Origin of the sequence: Shimia sp. R10_1 (genome assembly GCF_017744095.1) — a bacterium.
Lineage (GTDB): Bacteria > Pseudomonadota > Alphaproteobacteria > Rhodobacterales > Rhodobacteraceae > Shimia.
Window position 1 is genome coordinate 16526 of the sequence record NZ_JAGHQX010000018.1, and the last position, 20933, is coordinate 37458.

A 20933-nucleotide genomic window follows, 5' to 3' on the forward strand; every position below is an offset into this window, starting at 1 on the left:
GTCGATATGGACGGGTTGTCACAGGAATCATAATTGGATACAATATCCATAACTTTATTCACTACCGATGGATCCGAGCCTATGTCGTTCACACCTCACGGAAAACACTTGATTGCTGGCACTTGGAAAGAAGGTGCTGACACCTTTATGTCCAGTCCAGCCCATGGACCGAGCCATACATATGCCATTGGTCGTGTCTCAGATGTTGCTGCGGCTGCTGAAGCTGCTGAAAAGGCCTTCTGGAGCTTTGGGTACACAACGCGGGAAACACGCGCGACTTTTCTAAACGCTATCGCCGATGAGATTGAAGCCCGCGCTGAAGCCATCACGGAAATTGGCACGCAGGAGACCGGGTTGCCTGAGGCGCGTCTGCAGGGTGAGCGAGGTCGCACCACAGGCCAATTGCGCCTGTTTGCAAGCCACATTCTGCAAGGCGACTATCTCGATCGCCGCCACGACGTTGCGTTGCCTGACCGGGCACCTTTGCCGCGTCCTGACCTGAAGATGGTGCAGCGCCCGATTGGGCCGGTCGCTGTGTTTGGCGCCTCAAACTTTCCCTTGGCGTTTTCCACGGCGGGCGGTGATACCGCAGCAGCGCTTGCCGCAGGTTGTCCGGTTGTTGTGAAAAGCCACTCCGCGCACCCGGGTACAGGTGAAATCATCGCAGAAGCCATTCACGCTGCCATTCAAAAGTGTGACATTGATCCTGGTGTTTTCAGTTTTATTCAAGGTGGAGACCGCGCGGTTGGCGCAGCGTTGGTGCAGCATCCTTTGATTAAGGCGGTTGGTTTTACCGGTTCTCTAGCGGGCGGCCGCGCCTTGTTTGATCTTTGCGCGCAACGTGCAGAACCAATCCCGTTTTTTGGCGAGCTCGGCTCGGTCAATCCGATGTTTGTGCTCGACAACGCACTCAGTAACCGCGGTGCAGAGATCGGCGCTGGTTGGGCAGGGTCGCTGACTATGGGCGCAGGCCAATTTTGTACAAACCCCGGTATCGTTGTGATGAAAGCTGGGGCCGAAGCTGATGCTTTTGTTGCTGCGGCACAAGAAGCGCTTGCGCAAGTTGGGGCGCAAACCATGCTGACCGATGGCATTGCGACCGCTTATCGCGACGGGCAGCGCCGCGTCGCCGAAACCAGCGGTGTTCAAGAGGTGTTGACCTCCGTTTGTGATCAACGTGACGCGACACCGTATCTCTATAAAACAACGGTAAAAAACTGGCTGGACAACCATGTCCTGGCCGAGGAGGTGTTTGGGCCCCTTGGTGTTGTTGTGGAAGTCGATGACATCGAAGAAGCGCGCGAGATTGCCCGGAATCTGCAAGGTCAATTGACATGTACGCTGCATATGGACGATGCGGATATGGCAGACGCTCAGAGCCTAATGCCGATTTTGGAGCGCAAGGCGGGTCGCCTGCTGGCCAATGGTTTCCCGACGGGCGTTGAGGTGTCTGATACGATGGTACATGGCGGGCCGTACCCTGCGTCCACAAACTTTGGTGCAACATCCGTGGGTACACTGTCGATCCGCCGTTTCCTGCGACCGGTTTGCTATCAAAATCTTCCAGATGTGCTGGTGCCTGAAACCGGCGCGTAATCCCCCGGCTTAACTTAACAATCAGCGCTTTCCATATGCTATGAGCTTGGGATCTGGAGAGCGCGTCATGTTTGCATGTGCTGGAACGTGATCTGCGCAGATGCGCCAGTATGTGATAGCAAACAACGCCCTGAGTTTATCGGGCCCGCCGCTTGGCTTGGCGGGCCTGATATTCAAGCGAACCTACGTGCGTATAAAATCAGAGCAACGGTCACCAATCATGATCGATGGTGCATTGGTGTTTCCATTGGTAATCGTCGGCATGATGGAGGCATCCGCGACACGCAGTCCGGCGATGCCGTGCACCTTTAGTTGGGCATCGACCACAGCCATATCGTCTGAGCCCATTTTGCATGTCCCCACTGGGTGGTAGATTGTTTGTACGTTGTCGCGCAGCCAGTCTCGGATCTGTTCATCGGTTTGTACCGACGCGCCCGGGAAGCGTTCCGCGCCGCGGTATGGATCCATTGCGGGTTGCGTCATGATTTTGCGTGCAATTTTGACGCCTTCAAGCATCACTTCGAGGTCATGTGGATCGCCAAAGCAATTCGGATTGATGTTGGGGGGCATCTTGGGATCTGCGGAGCTTAGAGTCAGTTCTCCCACCGATTTCGTTCCGACGATGCCAGGCAACAGGGTAAAGCCTTCTGTGCCATCTGAGGGGTTTCCCGCACCATCAGAGACGAACCAGGTTGGCGTGAAATGAAACTGCAAATCGGGAGCGCGCGCTTCGTCCATGACGGTGAGGTATCCGCCTGCTTCCCCGATATTAGATGTCAGAAGACCCATGCCCTTTTCTGTCAGCAGTTTGGCTTGCTCTGGGGTTGTCGCATTTGCGAGCGTGACAGGTTGTGTGCATTCGTAGGCGACAGGTGCCATGAAGTGGTCTTGAAGATTTTTGCCCACGCCTGGTAAATCTAGTTCGACACTTATGCCGAGGGCCTCCAGATCCTCTTTTGGCCCAATGCCAGACAGCAAGAGGATATGTGGTGACCCATAAGCCCCTGCGGAAAGAATTACTTCCGAAGTTGCGAACACGTCAAATGCTTCACCGTCAGCCTCAAATCGCACGCCCTTGCAGCGACCATTTTCGATAATCAGCCGATGCACCAACGCTTCAGCTTGAATGGCAAGGTTGTCGCGTTCGAGTGCAGGGTGCAAAAATGCGACGGCTGATGAGTTGCGGAACCCACCTTGTTGCGTGACTTGGTAAAAACCGAAGCCTTCTTGATCATAGCCATCATTAAAGTCTGTGCGTGCTGGATACCCTGCTTCAAGTGCAGCGTTTAGCATGGCTTGGCTGGTCGGATTTGGATCACGAAGGTCTGCGACATTGAGCTCGCCACCAACGCCATGCGCCTCATCTGCGCCGCGCTCGTTGTTTTCAAAGCGTTTGAAGACCGGCAGTAGATCAGCGTAGCTCCAACCGGGGTTGTCTTTGCCCCAATCGTCAAAGCCTGCCGGGTTCCCGCGTTTATAGATCATGGCATTCATAGAGCTGGTGCCGCCATACATTTTCCCGCGTGGAGTGTAGAGCGTATTGCCCTTGGCACTTTCCTGAGGCGTTGTGATGAAACCCCAGTCTAGTTCAGTGCCAAACAGGTTTGGAAACGCAGCAGGTATGTGAATAAACTGGTTTTCGTCCGGCGGGCCTGCTTCCAACACAAGCACCGACTTGTCTGGGTCTTCTGAGAGGCGCGCGGCGAGGGCACATCCTGCCGAGCCCGCACCGATGATGATGTAGTCATAGCTCTCTGCCGCCTGTGCCGCTGCGTGGCGTGCGCCGAGCGTCAGAGGCGCGCTTGCTGCTATCCCAAGCGCTGCAGTGGCTCGCAAGAATGATCGGCGCGACATGCGCCCGCTCTCAAAGTCAGCGCGTAAAGCGCGCTGTTGTTTCCCTGTGCCTGTCGACGTCATCTTATCCTCCCTAGTCAGATGCGTTGATATGTTGAATGTCGTTCTTCAGCTTTGGTTCGAACCCCGTAAAGTGAGCAAGTCGGTCTGGGGTTTGTCCAGTCTAAAAACCCTCGTTTAAGATGAGAGACCATAGACTTTGGTCGCGACTTTGGTGTGGGAGGGGCTGAAAATGGTCAAAGCATATCAGGCGACGAGCACTTGTTTGGCAGGTTTTGTTAGTAAGAACGACAGGATCTTTTTGGGCCTTCAAACGGTATTCTCCGTTTGAATACCTCTATGTGCTGTAGTTTGTCAGCGCCAACTGCTTGGTGCGTCCTAAGATTGAAGCGCTCCGCTGGGGGCAACCTTATCGTCAAAAGCTGTCTGTGAAGTGGAATCCAATAAATTGTGGATTCTTCGTCGTGAGAGGCTCCCAATAGGAACCTCTTTTGGGTCAATAGACTAATCTGAACTGCAAGAGTTGAGAGGCGTCAAACTGGCGTTTTTTCGTGTAAAACCAGAACAGCCATTTTGCTGTCTTCAAAACAGCTGTACGTCGCCAATGCTTGTCTCTGCCGCAGGTTTCTTAGACGCGATGCGCTGTGCGGATTCCTCTTCGATCAGACGTGTGTCTTTCATGAAGCGACGCTGTATGCGGCCACCAACTGGCCAGAACCGCAAGTTGCGACCGCGCTGTCCGCCAAGGCAACAGTCCACCAACTCGAACCCTTCGTTTTTGACAAACCAGGTTGCGAACTCTGCGTTTTTGGTGCCAATGTCGATGCGGCTATTGAACATCTTCGCACCTCCCAGCAGTTTGACGCGTAGTCGCTCACGTCGTGCACCTGCCTGAATGAGCCCATTCACCAAGAGTTCCATTGCGTGTACACCATGGCTCATGCCGCCATTGGAACCAGTCTCGGTTCCTGGCAATAGGAAGTGGTTCATACCACCAACACCTGCGACTTCGTCCCACATACAAGCGGCCACGCAGGAACCGAGAATGGTGGTCATCACGAGCTGAGGATCGTTTGAAACCTGCACGTCTCCCTGCAGGAGGGGCTGCACGTTAAATCCCTTTATCGCTTCTGCTTCTGCTAGGCTCATAGCGCGTTCCGTTCTTCAGATTGGCTTTTCAAGACTTCTGATCTTGAATGTTTAGGGCTCTTGGGGGCGACGGAGTTCAAAAATCTTCCCAACCTTCGCTTGAGAGGTCGTTCATTTCTTGGTTCACTGCCGCCGCCTTTGGTGCGGCAGAGCGTGATTTGAATTCGATAACAGGTGCGCCTTTCGCAGTGTCGGATTTTTGTCTGGCCGGTTTTTGTGTTGTCACGCTGACTTTCGTTTTCTTCTTCTTTTCGGCCTTTGGTGTCGATCCTGCGGCTTTCTTAGACTTTTTAGTTTGCGTCTTGGTGTCTTTTGCGACGTCGTCATCCCATTCTTTTGCCTTGGCTTCTACCTCTGCGGTTGGCTTAGCAGCGGCAGGCTTCGGCTTTTGGTTTTCAACAGGATTTTCTTGCGTATTCTTGTGAGACGGTTTTTTTGCCTCTGGTCTTTTGGGTGTGCCTTTGTCGTCTGGCGCAGCAGATTTTGTAGGTGGTGTGGTCCCTGTCAAGCGGAAGCTGTGCAATACATCAGTCATGCGGCTCGCTTCACTCGACAGATTGCGCGTGGCGGCAGAAGCTTCCTCAATCATAGCGGCATTCCGCTGGGTGACGCGGTCCAGCTCAGTGACGCTTTCCTTGATCTCTACAAGGTTGTCGGCTTGATCGCGCGATCCGGTCGCAATCTGTGAGACCAGCTCTGATGCTTGGTTGACGCCTGTGATGATCTCTTGCAGTGCTTCGCCCGCTTTGTTGACCAGGTCACTCCCTTTGGTGACCTGTTCCCCGGAGCGGTGAATAAGATCCTTGATTTCATTCGCCGATTCCGACGCGCGTTGTGCAAGTGCGCGGACTTCAGATGCTACCACGGCGAATCCGCGTCCGGCCTCTCCTGCACGCGCGGCTTCAACACCAGCGTTGAGTGCAAGCAGATTGGTCTGGAAGGCGATGTCATCAATCACACCGATGATTGCGGTGATCTGTTCGGAGCTTTCCTCGATATTGCGCATTGCCGCAACAGTCAGTTCGACGACTTCACCACCTGCCTGTGCTTGCGCTCGGTTGCGCCCAATGAGTTCGCTTGCGTCGGCTGCGTTGCCTGCGGTTTGCTCCACAGAGCTGCTGAGCGTTTCAATTGCGGCAGCAGATTCTTCAAGAGTCACCGCCTGCGCTTCGGAACGTTTGGACTGATCGACAACGCTTTCAGAGATTTCCTGAGCGCTTGAGCGCACAGATTCCGCGGTTTGCGATGCGGTGGACAAAACGCCGTGGAGATTTTTCTGAACTGCGTTAAAGTCGTCGCAGATTTTGATATGGTCTTCTTTCAGGTCAGAAAATTCAGACTTGTCTATATTGCGTCCCACCTGCCCATTTGCAATCTCTGCCAAGCCTTCTGCCAAACGGGAGAAAACCTTCTTCAGGGCATCATCTTCTTTGGAGCGAAGCGCGCGGGTCTCTTGCTCATCGGCCAAGCGTTCCTTGAACGTTTCAAGGCGTTGCGCGATCAAGCCGATTTCATCGGTGCGATCCGTATAGTCGATTTCGACGTCAAAGTTATGGTCTGCAATTTCTTCTACGATCACGCTGAGGTCTTTGACCGGGCGGCTGACGACCCGAGCAAGCTGATAAATGATCAGCCCAATCGCAAGCAAAGATGCGAGCGCTGTGCGGGTCATATCAATGATCACTTCAAACAGTGTTTCAGCGCGCGCATTAGAAATGTCGATTGCGTAGTTGAATTGACCAACAACGCCTCTGGCGCCGGGAGCTTCTATTGCGATTTGACCGGCATAGACGTCCCCATCCAGCATAGCGTAACGCTCGCCCGCCTCGCCAGAAACGGAATGCACGGTTGAGAGCGCCGTTTCCACCGCTGCATCGCGTGCACCTTCTTGGTTGAAGCTATAAAGCAGCTCGCCAGCAGGAGAAAAAATATCAACGGCGGCGAACTGCGGATCTTTCTCAATCAGCTTCGCAACTGTTGCCTGGATACGCTCGGGATCTTGAAACTGTGTTGGTGCTATGAGCTGGGTCGAAAAGAGATCGACAACCAGCTCATAGCGTTTCGCCAAACGTTTTTCGGTATTACTCTGCTCTAGAAAATACTCCACGACCGTCCCTACGGCCAAGCCCAAGAAGGCACATACGGCAACTGTCCAAAACAGTTTGGCTTTGATGCTGGTGCCTGCAGATTGGCGGTGCGTCGGAGAATTATTGGTCATTTTTTTGTCCTAGAGGTAGCCGCAATACGAAAGGGAAGGCTGAAGCCCTTTAGATCGAGGCGCCTTTCTGCGTGACTTGAGAAGCTTTGCCAGACAGCTCTGCGAGGCAACGATCGGTGTTGTCATGGAAATTTTCGAGACGCGCAATAATACCGTCCAAGCCGCTATCGACATCGCGCATGCGTCCGCTTTCCACTTTGCAAAGCAGTTTCACAACGTCCAGACCATTGATCCGGCGGCGCAAACTGCGGCAGATGTCAGGGATGGACTTGCCGATTGAAGAAATTTCAATAAGCCGCGCGCGGCTTTTGTTTTGCAGCTTTTCACGATGCTCCTGGAGCATGCGCACATCGTCGTCTATGCAATTTTCTTGTTTTTGCACGGCTTCGCACGCCTCACTAAAGAGCTGCGAGGACTGAAGCGTCGTACGCCCTTGCAAAACCGCGCTGTGCATCTGTTGCAAGGCGCCCGTTTCAGGGTCATGGAGCCGCCCGACAAGGCCATGCATTTCTTTGGCCATCGCATCGTAGTTCTGCGAGATTGTACCAAGCGCAGCGCCAGCACCTTCAAGACGCCCTGCCAAAATGCGTAGGTTCACGGGCTCGCCACGGACGCGTTCAAACCCCTGTTCGATGTTGTTGACCAGCCCTTGCATGTCGCTGATGAGCGTTTCGAGTTCATCCATTGTGGCAAATGAATTGACCAAATCGGCGCTCATGCGATCCCGATTTTTGAATTCAGCATTCAAAGCATAACTTGTGTAAGCGTCCAGGTTCGCGAAACCTTCTTCTTGCAGCATGGCTTTAAATCTGTTCGCGCTTTGCTCCGGCGTGAGGCCGTTCGCTTCTTCCCTCAGAAGCTCGGCATAGAGCTTTTTGGTTTTTTCAAAGAGCTCTGTTTCCGGTTTGATGCGCGAAGACAGGTAACCGTTTTCGGTATGCGTCATAACCGCGAGCACCCAATAGTAGTCGCCGTTTTTTGTGCGGTTTTTAACGTATGCACAGAGCGGGAGACCTGCCTTGAGGGTTTCCCAGACCAGATAGAAGATCCCTTTGGGCATGTCAGGGTGGCGCACGATCTTATGTGGTGCCCCCATCAGTTCCTCTTGGCCGAAGCCCGCGATTTCGCAGAACGACTCGCTGGCGAAGGTGATTACCCCGCGTTGGTCTGTCGCAGAAACGAGGATCTTTTCGGCTGGAAACCGGACTTCGGTTTCCGCGTTGTCCGTACCGGTGCTGGCGATCTTGGTCATGGCGTTCATGAGAGTCATCCCAATTATTCGTTGCTGAGCACGCGTGGCTCAGAAGAGGTTAACTGTGCCTGCATCAGGCGACATTTCTGTGGTTGTTGCTGCGTTAGAAAGACGAGACTTGAGATAGTCCAAGCGGACGCTGTCCTGCAGATCCTGCACATTGAGATCTGGGCCAGCGCCAATCAGTTTGGACATGTTGCCAAGCAAAACCGCGATGTCATCGAGATGCTGAAAGAGCGCATCGACGCGCTGTAAATCGCGGATCTTGGATTGATCCGCGCCGCTCAAGTCCAACTCACTGGTCAGATTGTCCAATGCATGCGCAATGGACGCGAGATCAGCCACATCTTCAGCGATCGTGTTCAATACATCTGCGGTGGTACGAGTGGTCATACGCAATCCCCCAGTGAAGCCCCTATAGGGGCCCCACGACCTTCTCGATGCAGGCTTTCAACTGCGCGGTCTGAAACGGCTTCTTAATGAAGTTGTTCATGCCGAGTTGGACACCTTTGTTGATCGTTTCTGGATCAGCCCGACCAGTGATCAGGATAAAACCCGTACGGGCGGTCGCTTTGTTGGAGCGGATGCCTTCCAACAGCTGCAGACCGTCCATGCCTGGCATGTTGTAGTCAGACAGAATGAGGTGAACGGGCTTTGCGCCTAGGCTGCGCCAGGCATTCGCACCGTCGTTTTCTGTACGGTAGTTGACGATCCCGATTTCATCGAGCGCCTGCGTGATGAGACCACGACTTGTGGACATGTCGTCCACTACCAAGATATGTAGCTTATCTTTCAAGCTCATTTTGAGTTCCCCATGTGCATTGATGCGTTTGCGGACGTGCCGCCGACGCGGGAGGTGCTTGTCGAAAAGACGCCGCGTCCCACTGTGTGGAACATTTCTGCATGTTCCGGGCCAATTCCCTCGGAGTGACCCAGGAAGAGCAGACCATCTTGGCAAAGTTGTTCACCAAACCGGCGCCAAAGGCGGCTTTGGGTTGGTGCATCAAAATAGATCGCAACATTGCGACACATGATGATGTCAAACTTGCCCTTGAACGGCCACTCACCGTGCAAGTTGAGGCGTCTAAAGCTGATCAGGTTGCGCGCTTTGTCGCTTACTGAACTTCGGTCTCTCGCCCCCTCATGGGGGGAGAAATATTTGTTGGCCTGCCCATTGGGCAGAGAGGTTGTGGATGACGTTGGATATACGCCACGTTTGGCCGTGGCCAAAATTTCGGTGTCGATATCCGTTGCCAGTATTTTCACATCCAGACTTTCGGCTTCCGGGCAGGCGTCCAAGACATGGAATGCCAGACCGTAAGGCTCTTCCCCGCTGGAACATCCAGCAGACCAAATTCTCACGCGTTTGCCGCGGCGTGCCTTAGCCATGAGATCTGGCAGAAACTCTTCTGCCAGTTGCTCGAAATGATGCCCCTCGCGATTGAAGCGCGTCATGTTGGTCGTATAGGCGCTCACAAAGCGCGATTGTTCGTCTTTGCCCTGCGGGGACAACATGTAGTCGATGTATGCGTCAACAGAGTCAAATCCGGTGGCGCGCAGGCGCTTAGACAATCGAGAGGCAACCATCGTACGCTTGTGGGGTTGCAGGTCGATGCCCATCATCTCCCGCACAAGCTGTGCAATGCGGGTGAAGTCCGCATCACTGATGGTTCCCTCTTCAAGGGTATGTTGCGCCATCTCGTTCATGCTGCTGACAGAGCTTCCTGAGGCATAATCTGGTGTACGTCGATTGCACGCACAATGGTCTCTTCCAGCGTGTAGACCCCACGGATGAAGGCGGCGGTTCTGGAAGAGGACACTTCGGGTGTTGGCTTCATCTCTTCGGTGTTCACAGTGATGATGTTGGAAACTGCATCCACCAGGAAGCCCACGCTCTTCTCATCAATGTGCGCGATGATGATCACATGGCGCGATTCCGGGATCGTTTTCCCAAGGCCAAGACGCATGGACAGGTCGATCACCGGCAGCACGGCGCCACGTAGGTTCATCATGCCAACGACGTAGTCAGGCGCGTGGGGCAGGGTAGTTGTGCTGGTCCAACCACGAATTTCAAGTACGTGCCCGATGTCGAGGCAGAACGCCTGTTCACCGATGGTGAAAGACACGATTTCGATACGCTCATCGGTCGTTTCAATGGTTGCTTGTTCAGACATAAGAGTTCACCTCTACAAGTTCGGACCCTTTGCGAAGTCCTGGGTTGCCATTGCCCGGTGAGGGGATCATTTGGTCGGTGTCCACGATCAGGGCGATTTTGCCATTGCCGAGGATGGTGGCCGCTGCGATGCCGGGGATGGAGTGATAGTTTTGCTCCAGACCCTTGATCACCACTTCACGTTGCTCAACGATGCCGTCGACTGCCAGCGCAGAGCGTCGGCCGGATTCGCCTTCAATCAGCAACAGTGATTGATTGCTCAGGTCTTCCAGCGAGCTTCGGAAACCTAGTGCTTCGCCCAGGTCCACAATCGGTAGCATCGAGTCATTCACGGACAGGCCACGATCGCCATCGCAGAAGTCATGAATGTTCGCCTGACCCGGCTGAAGTGTCTCGCGCAATGCAACAGTGGGTACCACAAGGGATTCACCTGCGACTTCGATAAGCATGCCTTCCATAACCGCGAGAGTCAGCGGCAGGGAGATGGTGATCGTTGTGCCTTTGCCTGGCTCAGATTGCAGGTTGATACGACCGCCAAGCGCCTGAATTTCAGAACGCACAACATCCATGCCAACACCGCGGCCAGACAGTTGTGAAATCTCATCCGCGGTTGAGAAACCCGGGCGGAAAAGCAGGTTGTCGATATCGCTGTCGGTCAGATCGTCCTCGGGGCGCACAAGACCTTTTTCTTCGGCCTTGCGGCGCACTTTCTCACGGTTGACGCCAGCGCCATCGTCAGAGAGTGAGATCACGACCCGGCCAGAGCGGTGCGCGGCTTCGAGCTTGATTGTGCCCATTTCCGGCTTGCCAGCGGCGATACGATCCTCAGCCTTTTCAAGGCCGTGGTCCACCGAGTTCCGGATCATGTGCGTCAGAGGTTCAACCAGACGCTCGGTCACAGTTTTATCAACCTCAGTGGCTTCGCCCACCATCACCAAGCGAGAGGTTTTGCCTGCTTGACGGGAGGACTCACGCACGATGCGGCTCATACGCTGGAACAAGCCGCGTACGGGCTGTGCGCGAATGGCCATAACGCTTTCCTGAAGCACACCGGACAGAGTTTTGAGCTGCCCAATTGCTTCGCTGACGGCGCTGTTGGCTGACACAGGCAATTCGTTCATGGACTGGCGCAGCATTGCTTCGCTGATCACAAGCTCGCCAACGAGGTTGATCAAACGGTCAACACGGTTCAGATCCACTCGGATTGTGCTGTTGCGCGGCTCAGAGGACTTTTTTCCGCCGTCTCCACCTTTGGCCTCCTGTTTGGAGTCCTTTTCAGGAGCTTCAGCTTTTGCAGACGGTTTGGCAGGCTTAGCTGCAGGTTTGACTGGTGCTTCCGCTTCAACGACCGGAGTTGCTTCCACCACTGGTGCAGCTTCGGCGGCAACTTCCATGATCTCGAGTGTGCACTGCCCTTCAACGAATTCGAAGATTTCCCGAATGGTGCTTTCGTCGATTCCATCATCAGGACGGAGTGTCAAAGTCCAAGAAATAGCTGCTGGAGCTTCTTGCAGGCTTTCCAATGTAGCGACGCCAGAAATATCGGCCTCAACCGTCATCTCGCCCATCTCGCCCAGAGCACGGAACAGCAATGCTGGGTCGTGGCCGCGTGCATAGAGAACCGGATCAGCTGCAAACTTGACGATGAAATGTGATGCGCCTTCGCTGACAGGTTCCAGAGAGGGCAAACCAGGCAGGTCACCGGGGCCATCACCCCCCAGATCAAGATCCAACCCAACATCCAATGTTAGGGCAACGAAGTCATCGGAAGATACTTCGGACGCGTCTTCCTCTTCAGCTACGCCGCCATTGGCGTTTTGTGTGACAAGCTTCAGATCGGAAAGAACGGATGCGCCTTCGCTATCCGGGAGATCATTGTCTTCACGGGCCGCATCTACCAGATCGCTCAGGTGGTCAAAGCCCGAGAACATCAAAGCGGTGATGTTTGGGTCCACGTCGATCTTGTTGGAGCGCAAATCGTCCAGAACATTTTCAAAAGCGTGGGCAAATTTGATCAGGCGATCCAGGCCAAACGCGCCTGCGCCCCCTTTGATGGAATGCACAGAGCGGAACATCGCGTTGATGGTCTCCGCATCTGAGTTACCGTTCTGGAGATCATCCAGACCGGTCGACAGAACCTCTAGAAGGTCGTCGCATTCCTCAAAGAACATGTCACGAAGGTCGGACATTTTTCAGTTCCTTTCAGACAACCAGACGATTGATGATGGCAACCAGTTTTTCGGCATCAAATGGTTTGACGATCCAACCGGTTGCGCCAGCGGTACGAGCGCGCTGTTTTAGTTCTTCGCCACTTTCGGTGGTGAGAACCAGGATTGGCAGAGAGGCGCATTCAGGACGCGCACGCACACCTTCGATCATGCCAAAACCATCAAGGCGTGGCATGTTGATGTCAGTAATAACGAGATCAGGGTTAGACCCACCGAGTTTGTCCAAACCATCAATGCCGTCCTCGGCGAGGTCTACATCAAATCCAGCGTCGGTGAGCGCGGTCTGAATCATCGCACGCATCGTGCGCGAGTCATCAACAGCAAGAATCTTGGTGGTCATGCGTCGGCCCTTTCAAGAAGAGTGGACTGGGGCAGGCCAAGCCGCTCCATGCCCTTTAGGAAGTCATCGGATGGTTGGCGGAGCTCGAAGCCGAGACCGCGTGCGGCCCATTCGGCTTTCGTTGCCAGCAGAAGCTCAGCACCAGCGCCTCCCAGAAACTCCACGTGGAGCGCATCCAAGGCCAATGGTTGTCCGCGTGAAGCTTCGATAGCTTGGCGCAGTTCTGAGCAGTGGGCGAAATCCAGCTGCTGCGGAAGCGCGATGCAGTCTGGTTGTGAGGTTGAATTTGCTTTGTTCATGGGTTTGGTCGATACCGTTTCGGACTGGCTGATTTGAGGCAACCTAAGCCGGGATGCCTTAACACCGCGTTACCCGTTCCAATTCTGTCAGCCACAGGGTTTGGTTTTGTGAAAAGGCGTAAGATCGTGTGCGGATTTTCACAAGAAAATGATCTTAAGATATTGATAAATAGTAATATAAATTCTGTTCTATGCGAGCATGTCAGGATGTTGGTTGCGGTTATAAAATGAACCAACTCTGAAGGAAAAACTGCACATCTTGGGTGACTGGCTGGGCAGACTATCGGCAATGCGAAACGCCGGAATCAGCGATTCCGGCGTTTCAAAAAATGGACAGTGGCCTTCTGGATGCCGGCGTGATGTCCGGGTTCCCTTAGAGCGCCATAAGAAGTGCGTTTGGCACCAGAGTCTGCCTAAGTATCGGAAAACTGCGCGAGAATTTTAGAGAAGTTATCCACCCCTTGCGCACCTGAGGTGGCGAATTTTCCGTCAAATATCATGGTGGGTACGCCAGTTACGCCACGAGAAGTCCAAAACGCTTCTTTTTCACGCACCACGCTTGCAAAACTTTGATCCGCAAGGGCGGTCTCAGCTTTTTCACGATCAAGGCCGATCGTTTCGGCAACTTCGAGTAACACATCGTCATTGCTGACATCACGCCCCTGCGTGAAATAGGCCTCAAAAAGCGCCAACTTCAGATCTTGAGCTTTTCCTTCATCGCTGGCCAAGTGAATAAGCTGGTGAGCGTTGAAAGTGTTGTAGATACAGCTGGCGTCTGACCATAGAAAATTGATGCCAAGTTCAGCCCCAATTTTTGTCAGCTGCTCACGTGCGGCATCAGATTGTTCGGCGGAAGAGCCGTACTTTCGCATAATGTGTTCGCGCAGGTTTTCGCCTTCTGGCTCCATCTCCGGGTTGAGCTCGAAAGGATGCCAGTATGTTTCGATTTCGATACCTGTGGCGGTTGCCGCGTTCAGAAGCTGGCGGTATCCCACAATGCACCATGGGCAGACGACATCGGAAACAATGTCTACGCGGATCGGAGTCTTGGTCATAGGGTGGTCCTGTTCGTTGCTGAACTTCGATCTGGTTGCTCTTTGGCAACCATACAAGGGGGCTCATTTCACGGAAGCGCGCCCAGCCAGAGCCAGATGGTGATCACAGAAAACGCGGTGCCGATCAGAACAGTGGAAGCTGCGACCCGCATGGCGCGACCGTACATGTTCGCAAAAAGATAGGCATTGATGCCCGGTGCCATGGACGCGGTGACCACCGCAGAGCGCATATTGTCGACAGAAAGAGAGGACCACGCGCCAAACGCGACCGTCAACGCTGGGTGCAGACCAAGGGAAACAGCGCAACAGAACAAAATGGTGCGCATGTCTCCCTCTGGGCGATAGCGAAAAAGCACACCGCCCATCCCAAACAGCGCGGCGGGCAGGGCGGCCGACGCCAGGAGGTTCACCGCATGTGTCAGCGGGTCTGGCATTGGGATTTTGCCGAGATTCACAACAAAGCCGAGCGCGATCCCCATAATGAGCGCATTTGAGAACATTGCTTTCAACACAGTTGGGACGATGCGTGCCTTGCTGCTGTGCCGTGCGCGCATGATTTCCATAGTTGCGATGCCAAGGCCGTAGCAGAAAGGCGCGTGGATGGAGATGATGGCGTAGTTTCCGGTCAGGCTGTTTTCACCATAAGCCCGCTCCATGATGGCCAGCCCTAAGAGAAGGGAGTTTGAAAACAGACAAACGAACCCGATTGCTGTGGCGTCTTCCCAATCACGGCCAAACAGGTATTTGGCCCCGAGCATACCCGTTAAAAAACAGATGAGGGCCGCGCTGTAAAAGCTGCCCAGAAGGGCGGAGTTATATTCCGCAGCCAGATCAAGCGTCGAAATCGCGCGAAACAGCAAAACGGGTACTGCAAAATTTGTAGCAAACCGCATCAACCCATCGACGTTAGAAGCGCTAAAATAGCCTCTCCATGCGGCGAGGTACCCAAAGCCAATCAGAATAAAGACCGGCAGGATCACCGATATCAGGGTTTGCATGGGGCCGGCCTTTAGGTGCTGTTCTTAGAGATCGACGGTTATTTTCAGCCCGTCAAACGCTGGTGTGATGTGATCCGGCGTCTCTGCCGCAACCGCTTCGTAGTCCAGATCGATGTGCATATTGGTAAGAACTGCGCGCTTCGGAGCCAGTGCCTCTATCCATTCAAGAGCTTGATCCAGATGGGCATGGGTTGGGTGAGGCGTGCGGCGGAGGGCGTCGACTATCAGGCAGTCTAGATCCTGCAGCTGATCCCAAGCGGCATCGTAGATTTTTGAAACGTCCGGCATATAAACAACGTCGTTAACCCGAAAAGCCAGCGCATCAATACTGCCATGATCGACGCGGATTGGTTGAAGCGAAATGTCTCCGCCTGCGCCGCTCACTGTAAATATCGCGTCATCAATCGTGTGCATTTCAAGGATCGGCGGATAGGGTGAGTCTGCTGGCTGCACAAAGGCATAGCCAAAGCGTGAGAGCAGATCGTTTTGAGTGGCTCCATCCGCCCAGACTTTGACACGTTGGCGCATGTTGTAGACCACCATGCGCAGATCATCGATGCCATGGACATGATCTGCGTGGGAGTGGGTGTAGACGACGCCATCCAGAGCACTGATATTTTCTGATAAAAGCTGCTCTCGCATATCAGGTGATGTGTCGATCAAAACAGTGGTTTTGCCATCTTCGGTTTCCCGTTCCACCAGCATGGAGCAGCGGCGGCGGCGATTTTTTGGATTGTTGGGATCACAGTCCCCCCAATGCCCGCCAATGCGTGGCACACCGCCGGAGCTACCACATCCAAGAATGGTGAAGGTCAGACGTGCACTCATGCAGCTGCGGCTTTCAATTTCGCCTTGCTGAACAGACGCTCAAAATTCGCCTGCGTCTGCGCGGCAAATGCAGCATAGTCCATGCCGAACACGTCTGCGCCAATACGGGCGGTTTTTTCGACATAGGCAGGCTCGTTACGCTTGCCGCGATAGGGCGGGGGCGCAAGATAAGGAGCGTCGGTTTCCACAAGGATGCGATCAACCGGTGCGGCTGCGAAGATGTCGCGCACTTCCTGCGAGCGGGGGAAGGCCGCAATGCCGGACATCGACAAATAGAAGCCGAGATCCAGCATTTGCTCTGCGAGCTTGGGGCCGGAGCTGTAGCAGTGCATGACGCAGCCAAAGGCACCGGCTTTGTATTCTTCGGTAAGGATCAGGGCCATGTCCTCATCCGCATCGCGGCTGTGGATGATCAGTGGCAGGCCGGTTTGACGCGCGGCTTCGATGTGAATGCGCAGAGAGACCTGCTGCACCTCTTTGCTGTCGGCCGTGTAATGATAGTCGAGGCCCGTTTCGCCAATCCCCACCATTTTGGGGTGCTGCGCGATGGTGACCAGCTCTTCTACGCTGGTCATCGGCTCTTCTGCCGCGCTCATGGGATGGGTGCCCGCCGCATAAAAGATCGGCGCGTGGGCCTCGGCAATTGCGCGCACGCTTGGTTCATTCCGCAGTTTGGTGCAGATGGTGACCATGCGCGTCACGCCAACTTCTGCGGCGCGGGCGAGCGTTTCCTCGAGCTGGCCCTCAAAATCTGGGAAGTCGAGGTGGCAATGGCTGTCAGTGATTTCAGGTAGGTCAGTCAAGGCTTAGGCCACCGCTGTTTCGTGAATCTTAAAGACCGTATCAAGGACCAAAGAGGCGGGGTCAAGGTTCACCGATTTGCCATGCTGTGTTCGATCTGAAATTTCTTGCGCCGCTTGCGCCCATTGGCGTGCTTTGTACGGTGAATGCGCCAGTTGGCTGAGAATTTGGGCCTCATTCGGAACCGCTTCGACCGCTGGCGGCTGGCCAAGCGCGCCGGTGCGGGCGAGGCGTAACAAAAACAGATTTAGTAAGGTCAGAAGCATCTCAAATCGGTTTTCTGCACCGCGCCCTGCCATAGAATTGGCGAGGTTGAGAGCTCGTGGCCTGTCAAACCCCTGGTGCGGTGCAAACAGCGCCAACAACTCACTATATAGTGCCAGACCATCCTGTTGCAGAAGACGCAGGGCCTCCCCAACTGAGCCACCGGCGAGTTCAGAAAGGGCTGGGGAGTCCACCGCATCAAAACCTGCTTGGCTGAGGGCGGTCTGCATGTCCTCAGGCGATAGTGGGTTCAGGCGCAGCTCGCGACAGCGGGAGCGGATCGTCGGCAATAGGCGTGATGGCTGATGTGAAATCAGCAGCATGACAGTGCGGGCAGGTGGCTCTTCGAGCATTTTCAGCAGAGCGTTGGCCGCGTTGACGTTCATCTCATCAGCACTGTCGACAATCACCACCCGGCGTCCGCCGTCTGCCATGGACATATGCAGGAACCCGCTGAGGTCGCGCACTTCGTTGACGCGGATCTCAGAGGCAAATTTGCCTTCCTGACGAGATTTATCTCGCGCACTGTCGGTGCTTCCAGCCCAGCCTCGACGCAGCAGAAACACCCCCGGCTCGGAAAGCGCTCTGATCCGGTGGGAAACCGGATGATCCGGATCTACATTCAGGGAGTTATGTGCAGGCGGAGCATCGCCAAACAGTCCGCCTTCATTCTCCGGTGGCAGAGTCAAAAGGAAACGCGCGATGCGCCATGCCAAAGTAGCTTTCCCGACACCTTTGGGGCCGCTGATCAGCCAGCCGTGATGCAAGCGCTGAGAATTCACGGCGGTCAGAAAATCGGTTTCTGCGCTGTGTTGCCCATAGAGAGCAAAGGTTTCTCTTGGGTGCGGTGCGCCGTCGACGCGATCTGGTTCAGGAAGCTGCTCTTCGCTCACGCTGCCAGATCCTTGAGGTGGTTTGTGACTTCGGAGAGCACATCTTCAGCCACCGCATCTTGTGCGCGCGCGCCGTCAATCACAACAAACCGTTCAGCATATTCCTGTGACAAGTCAAGGAAGCCTTGACGCATTTGCCTCTGCAAACCTTCGCCAAAGTCCTCAAAACGCTCTTCAGAGGTGTTGCGCGATTTTGCCCGTTTCAGACCCTCAGCCGGATCCATGTCGATCAGGATTGTCATATCGGGCTCTCGACCAATCATCAGGCCGTGCAGTTGGTCCACGAGCGCACGAAGATCGCCGCGAGACAGACCTTGATACATGCGCGTGCTATCGGCAAAACGGTCACAGATGACCACTTTGCCGGCTGCGATGGCTGGCAGGATTGTACGCTCCAAATGGTCCCGCCGTGCTGCGGTGAAGAGCAGAATCTCGGTTTCCGCCGACCAGCGATCCGGGTCGCCTTCAAGCACAAGAGAACGGATTTGCTCCGCGCCTTCCGAACCGCCTGGCTCCCGCGTCAGAACAACCTCATGCCCTTGATCTTTAAGAGCCTCTGCCAGTTTCTTGGCTTGCGTTGATTTGCCAGAGCCATCGATACCTTCGAAGGTGATAAAGCAACCTGTCGTCACGATGCGTCCTCGACCAGCAGTCCAAACTGAGACATCAGAACGCTGGAGGCCGCGCGCAGGCGCACCCCGAAGCCGCCTTCTGGCACGTTAGCTTCCGCAACCAGAGGAATGCGCATTTTGGGCAATCCTTCCGGGCTCAGAACCAATTCTGCAAGGGGCTGGCCTTTGGTGATTGGCGCCTCGATAGGACCTGTATAGATGACCTCTCCGTCGACTTTTCCGCGCAGCAGAACGGGTAGCAAGACATCCACATCCTCGGCGGGCACAAGGCCGACTCGAGGAGTCTTGCCCATCCAAACATCGGCCTCGGCCAGGCGTTCGCCTTCGCGGATTAGGGTCGTTTCTGAAAACTGGCGAAAGGCCCAGTTGACGATTTGCTCGGACACTTCCGCGCGCTCATTTACTGTATCCAGTCCAGAAAAGGCGAAAATCACACGGCGCTTGCCTTGCTTGGCGGATCCGACCAAACCGTATCCTGCCTCTGCCGTATGGCCGGTCTTTAGGCCATCCGCGCCAATATTCAGTCGCAAAAGTGGGTTGCGGTTTTGTGTGTTTTTGGGCGCGCGACCATCAAATGCAAATTCGGTTTCCGAGAACATCGGATAAAATTCGGGGAAATCTGCAATCAGATGATTGGCCAGCAATGCAAGATCGCGCATGCTCATCCGGTGTCCCGGTGCAGGCCAGCCATTAGAATTTGCAAAGGTGGAATTGGTCATGCCCATCTGACGTGCGCGAAGCGTCATCTGGCGGGCAAAGCCCGCTTCGGTGCCATCTGGGCTCAGAGTTTCAGCGATCACAGCGCAGGCGTCATTGCCCGACAGCACGATGATACCACGCAGCAAGTCTTCGACGGACACGCGGTCCGTCGTGTCCAAAAACATAGTGGAGCCGCCATAATTCATCGCATGTTGCGACACAGGTAGCTTTTCCGTCATGCTCAGGCGTCCATCACGGACAGCCTCAAAGGCCATATATAGGGTCATCAACTTGGACATGGACGCAGGCGGCAATGCTTCATCGGCATTTTTCGCCATCAAGACCGTGCCTGTGGTCTGATCAATGACGAAGGCGGCCTTTGCTTTGGTTTCAAAAGCAAAAGCAGATGTCGCAAAACTGAGCGCGAGAGCGCCTGAAATGACAAATTTCAGTGCGGATCGTAGCATAGGCCAAGCCTCCTTAGTTTGTCACAGCATAGGCATCGGTGAAGCCAATGCCATGTACCTTTTCCGTGATCGCCTTGAGATCAGATTTGCTGCTGGCTGGTCCGACAAGGACACGCCAGAAAGTTTTTTCACCGGATGTGGTTTTACGCACAAGTGGCGACAATCCTGCGGTTTGCATTTGCTCCGCTGCGCGGTTCGCATTGGCTTGCACCGAGAAAATACCGATTTGGACATAGGGTTTTGACAGCGACGATGCAGATGGCTTTGGCGCGACTTCTGACCGCGCGGTTGTTGCGGCTGCAGCTGGGGCAGATTCAGCTTCGGCGGCTGCGATTGCTGCTGTTGCGGCGGCGATGGGTTCCAGCGGAGCTTCGGCTATTTCAGCGGTGGATGCATCTGATTGAGCGGCCTCAGCAGATGCAGGCGCTTCTGCGGCCACCTCTTCGCGACGCAGGGCAGTTACATTGAGCGCTACAGGTTGACCCGCGATCATACCCAGCGCCTCGGCCGCATCAGAGGACACTTGAATCCGAGGGCCAGGGATTTCTCGTTCGCGGCGGAAAAGCGCGCCAATGACAAATTTGCCGTTGGACTGGTTGCGGATGATCACCCGTTCTGGATCAGACACATCTGGGTGCGCCGCCCAGACGCCGCCAAGAGACGGGCGTCCATCCCACAGACCGGATTCTGAGGCGGAAAACACCTCAGGCGCTTCTACGTCGCGTTCTACCAGTTTCGTGGTTTGGCCCGTGCTTCCTGTTTCTGCGACCTCTGTGTCAGCGCTGGGTTGGCCAAAAGGGCTTTCAAAATCCGCGCAGCTCGCCAACAGCAGGCTGCTTGTCACGCAGGTGCTGAGAATCCAGCGCTTGGAGATATTGCGCAAAACGCCCGTTTGATTGCTCATGATTTGTCCTCTGCCCGCTCATGCTTTTAGCCCCGGATGCGCTGAAGAGTGTTTCCATTCTCAAACGGGGTGCCGGAGCGCTTTGCTCGGGAGTTTAGCGTGCTGGTTTCCGCATGGAAAGTCTGGTGAAACAGCTCCGCGAGATTTTGCGCAGGTTTTTCTCTTGAACCCGCCGCCTGACCCGATTAGGGAAAGGGCGTCGGAGGAGTGGCAGAGTGGTCGAATGCACCGGTCTTGAAAACCGACGAGGGTTAACGCCCTCCGTGGGTTCGAATCCCACCTC

At 54.7% G+C, this 20933-nt stretch carries 20 protein-coding genes; 1 reads left to right on the forward strand and 19 read right to left on the reverse strand.

The features are described from left to right. The first annotated feature begins 81 nt into the window (after positions 1-81). Positions 82-1596, forward strand: a complete 1515-nt coding sequence (locus J7413_RS19740) for an aldehyde dehydrogenase (NADP(+)) (protein WP_209101523.1) — start codon at positions 82-84, stop codon at positions 1594-1596. A 183-nt stretch (positions 1597-1779) separates the two neighbouring features. On the opposite strand, the gene J7413_RS19745 is transcribed toward J7413_RS19740, so the two are convergent. From J7413_RS19745 to J7413_RS19835, 19 genes are all read right to left on the reverse strand, one after another. Next, complete coding sequence (locus J7413_RS19745; protein ID WP_247743652.1) at positions 1780-3450, reverse strand: GMC family oxidoreductase N-terminal domain-containing protein; 1671 nt, start codon at positions 3448-3450, stop codon at positions 1780-1782. Between the two features lie 582 nt (positions 3451-4032). Further along, on the reverse strand, positions 4033-4599 hold the full coding sequence (locus J7413_RS19750; RefSeq protein WP_209101526.1) for a chemotaxis protein CheD: 567 nt from the start codon (positions 4597-4599) through the stop codon (positions 4033-4035). Between the two features lie 76 nt (positions 4600-4675). Continuing rightward, on the reverse strand, positions 4676-6817 hold the full coding sequence (locus tag J7413_RS19755; protein ID WP_209101528.1) for a methyl-accepting chemotaxis protein: 2142 nt from the start codon (positions 6815-6817) through the stop codon (positions 4676-4678). Between the two features lie 49 nt (positions 6818-6866). Beyond that, positions 6867-8078, reverse strand: coding sequence for a PAS domain-containing protein (locus J7413_RS19760; RefSeq protein WP_209101530.1), 1212 nt, complete (start codon positions 8076-8078; stop codon positions 6867-6869). Between the two features lie 39 nt (positions 8079-8117). Further along, positions 8118-8462: a hypothetical protein gene (locus J7413_RS19765; RefSeq protein WP_209101533.1), complete on the reverse strand. Its 345-nt coding sequence runs from the start codon at positions 8460-8462 to the stop codon at positions 8118-8120. Between the two features lie 22 nt (positions 8463-8484). Next, the gene (locus J7413_RS19770) at positions 8485-8871 is read right to left on the reverse strand and encodes a response regulator (RefSeq protein ID WP_209101536.1); all 387 of its coding nucleotides are present in this window, start codon (positions 8869-8871) and stop codon (positions 8485-8487) included. Further along, positions 8868-9767: a protein-glutamate O-methyltransferase CheR gene (locus J7413_RS19775; RefSeq protein ID WP_209101538.1), complete on the reverse strand. Its 900-nt coding sequence runs from the start codon at positions 9765-9767 to the stop codon at positions 8868-8870. Before J7413_RS19775 ends, J7413_RS19770 begins: the two co-directional genes overlap by 4 nt. Before the next feature lie 5 nt (positions 9768-9772). Further along, positions 9773-10243, reverse strand: coding sequence for a chemotaxis protein CheW (locus J7413_RS19780; protein ID WP_209101547.1), 471 nt, complete (start codon positions 10241-10243; stop codon positions 9773-9775). Further along, complete coding sequence (locus J7413_RS19785) at positions 10236-12431, reverse strand: chemotaxis protein CheA (RefSeq protein WP_209101550.1); 2196 nt, start codon at positions 12429-12431, stop codon at positions 10236-10238. The genes J7413_RS19780 and J7413_RS19785 overlap by 8 nt, the downstream gene beginning before the upstream one ends. Positions 12432-12444: 13 nt before the next feature. After that, the gene (locus tag J7413_RS19790) at positions 12445-12810 is read right to left on the reverse strand and encodes a response regulator (RefSeq protein ID WP_209101552.1); all 366 of its coding nucleotides are present in this window, start codon (positions 12808-12810) and stop codon (positions 12445-12447) included. Continuing rightward, positions 12807-13109 carry an STAS domain-containing protein gene (locus J7413_RS19795; protein ID WP_209101556.1) on the reverse strand — a complete coding sequence of 101 codons (303 nt, stop codon included), beginning with the start codon at positions 13107-13109 and terminating at the stop codon, positions 12807-12809. The genes J7413_RS19790 and J7413_RS19795 overlap by 4 nt, the downstream gene beginning before the upstream one ends. A 413-nt stretch (positions 13110-13522) precedes the next feature. Further along, a complete protein-coding gene (locus tag J7413_RS19800; protein WP_209101558.1) occupies positions 13523-14164 on the reverse strand; it encodes a DsbA family oxidoreductase in 642 nt (213 codons plus the stop codon). Positions 14165-14232: 68 nt separating this feature from the next. Continuing rightward, positions 14233-15162, reverse strand: coding sequence for an AEC family transporter (locus J7413_RS19805; RefSeq protein WP_209101561.1), 930 nt, complete (start codon positions 15160-15162; stop codon positions 14233-14235). 24 nt (positions 15163-15186) lie between these two features. Next, positions 15187-15990 (reverse strand): MBL fold metallo-hydrolase, encoded by an 804-nt coding sequence (locus J7413_RS19810; RefSeq protein WP_209101564.1) that lies wholly within the window; start codon positions 15988-15990, stop codon positions 15187-15189. Further along, entirely contained in the window at positions 15987-16793 is an 807-nt protein-coding gene (locus J7413_RS19815) for a TatD family hydrolase (protein ID WP_209101566.1), read from the reverse strand. The genes J7413_RS19810 and J7413_RS19815 overlap by 4 nt, the downstream gene beginning before the upstream one ends. 3 nt (positions 16794-16796) lie before the next feature. After that, entirely contained in the window at positions 16797-17948 is a 1152-nt protein-coding gene (locus tag J7413_RS19820; protein WP_209101570.1) for a DNA polymerase III subunit delta', read from the reverse strand. Continuing rightward, positions 17945-18583 carry a dTMP kinase gene (gene tmk / locus J7413_RS19825; RefSeq protein WP_209101599.1) on the reverse strand — a complete coding sequence of 213 codons (639 nt, stop codon included), beginning with the start codon at positions 18581-18583 and terminating at the stop codon, positions 17945-17947. The genes J7413_RS19820 and tmk overlap by 4 nt, the downstream gene beginning before the upstream one ends. Next, positions 18577-19746 carry a D-alanyl-D-alanine carboxypeptidase family protein gene (locus tag J7413_RS19830; protein WP_209101581.1) on the reverse strand — a complete coding sequence of 390 codons (1170 nt, stop codon included), beginning with the start codon at positions 19744-19746 and terminating at the stop codon, positions 18577-18579. The genes tmk and J7413_RS19830 overlap by 7 nt, the downstream gene beginning before the upstream one ends. 13 nt (positions 19747-19759) lie before the next feature. After that, on the reverse strand, positions 19760-20650 hold the full coding sequence (locus tag J7413_RS19835; protein ID WP_209101583.1) for an SPOR domain-containing protein: 891 nt from the start codon (positions 20648-20650) through the stop codon (positions 19760-19762). Positions 20651-20933: the final 283 nt, after the last annotated feature.

Coding starts and splice junctions, on each gene's coding strand:
- J7413_RS19740 (WP_209101523.1), top strand. CDS start 82: ATGTCGTTCACACCTCACGGAAAACACTTGATTGCTGGCACTTGGAAA.
- J7413_RS19775 (WP_209101538.1), bottom strand. CDS start 9,767: ATGGCGCAACATACCCTTGAAGAGGGAACCATCAGTGATGCGGACTTC.
- J7413_RS19780 (WP_209101547.1), bottom strand. CDS start 10,243: ATGTCTGAACAAGCAACCATTGAAACGACCGATGAGCGTATCGAAATC.
- J7413_RS19835 (WP_209101583.1), bottom strand. CDS start 20,650: ATGAGCAATCAAACGGGCGTTTTGCGCAATATCTCCAAGCGCTGGATT.
- J7413_RS19795 (WP_209101556.1), bottom strand. CDS start 13,109: ATGAACAAAGCAAATTCAACCTCACAACCAGACTGCATCGCGCTTCCG.
- J7413_RS19790 (WP_209101552.1), bottom strand. CDS start 12,810: ATGACCACCAAGATTCTTGCTGTTGATGACTCGCGCACGATGCGTGCG.
- J7413_RS19760 (WP_209101530.1), bottom strand. CDS start 8,078: ATGAACGCCATGACCAAGATCGCCAGCACCGGTACGGACAACGCGGAA.
- J7413_RS19755 (WP_209101528.1), bottom strand. CDS start 6,817: ATGACCAATAATTCTCCGACGCACCGCCAATCTGCAGGCACCAGCATC.
- J7413_RS19830 (WP_209101581.1), bottom strand. CDS start 19,746: ATGCTACGATCCGCACTGAAATTTGTCATTTCAGGCGCTCTCGCGCTC.
- J7413_RS19765 (WP_209101533.1), bottom strand. CDS start 8,462: ATGACCACTCGTACCACCGCAGATGTATTGAACACGATCGCTGAAGAT.
- J7413_RS19785 (WP_209101550.1), bottom strand. CDS start 12,431: ATGTCCGACCTTCGTGACATGTTCTTTGAGGAATGCGACGACCTTCTA.
- J7413_RS19805 (WP_209101561.1), bottom strand. CDS start 15,162: ATGCAAACCCTGATATCGGTGATCCTGCCGGTCTTTATTCTGATTGGC.
- J7413_RS19770 (WP_209101536.1), bottom strand. CDS start 8,871: ATGAGCTTGAAAGATAAGCTACATATCTTGGTAGTGGACGACATGTCC.
- J7413_RS19750 (WP_209101526.1), bottom strand. CDS start 4,599: ATGAGCCTAGCAGAAGCAGAAGCGATAAAGGGATTTAACGTGCAGCCC.
- J7413_RS19745 (WP_247743652.1), bottom strand. CDS start 3,450: ATGTCGCGCCGATCATTCTTGCGAGCCACTGCAGCGCTTGGGATAGCA.
- J7413_RS19800 (WP_209101558.1), bottom strand. CDS start 14,164: ATGACCAAGACTCCGATCCGCGTAGACATTGTTTCCGATGTCGTCTGC.
- J7413_RS19810 (WP_209101564.1), bottom strand. CDS start 15,990: ATGAGTGCACGTCTGACCTTCACCATTCTTGGATGTGGTAGCTCCGGC.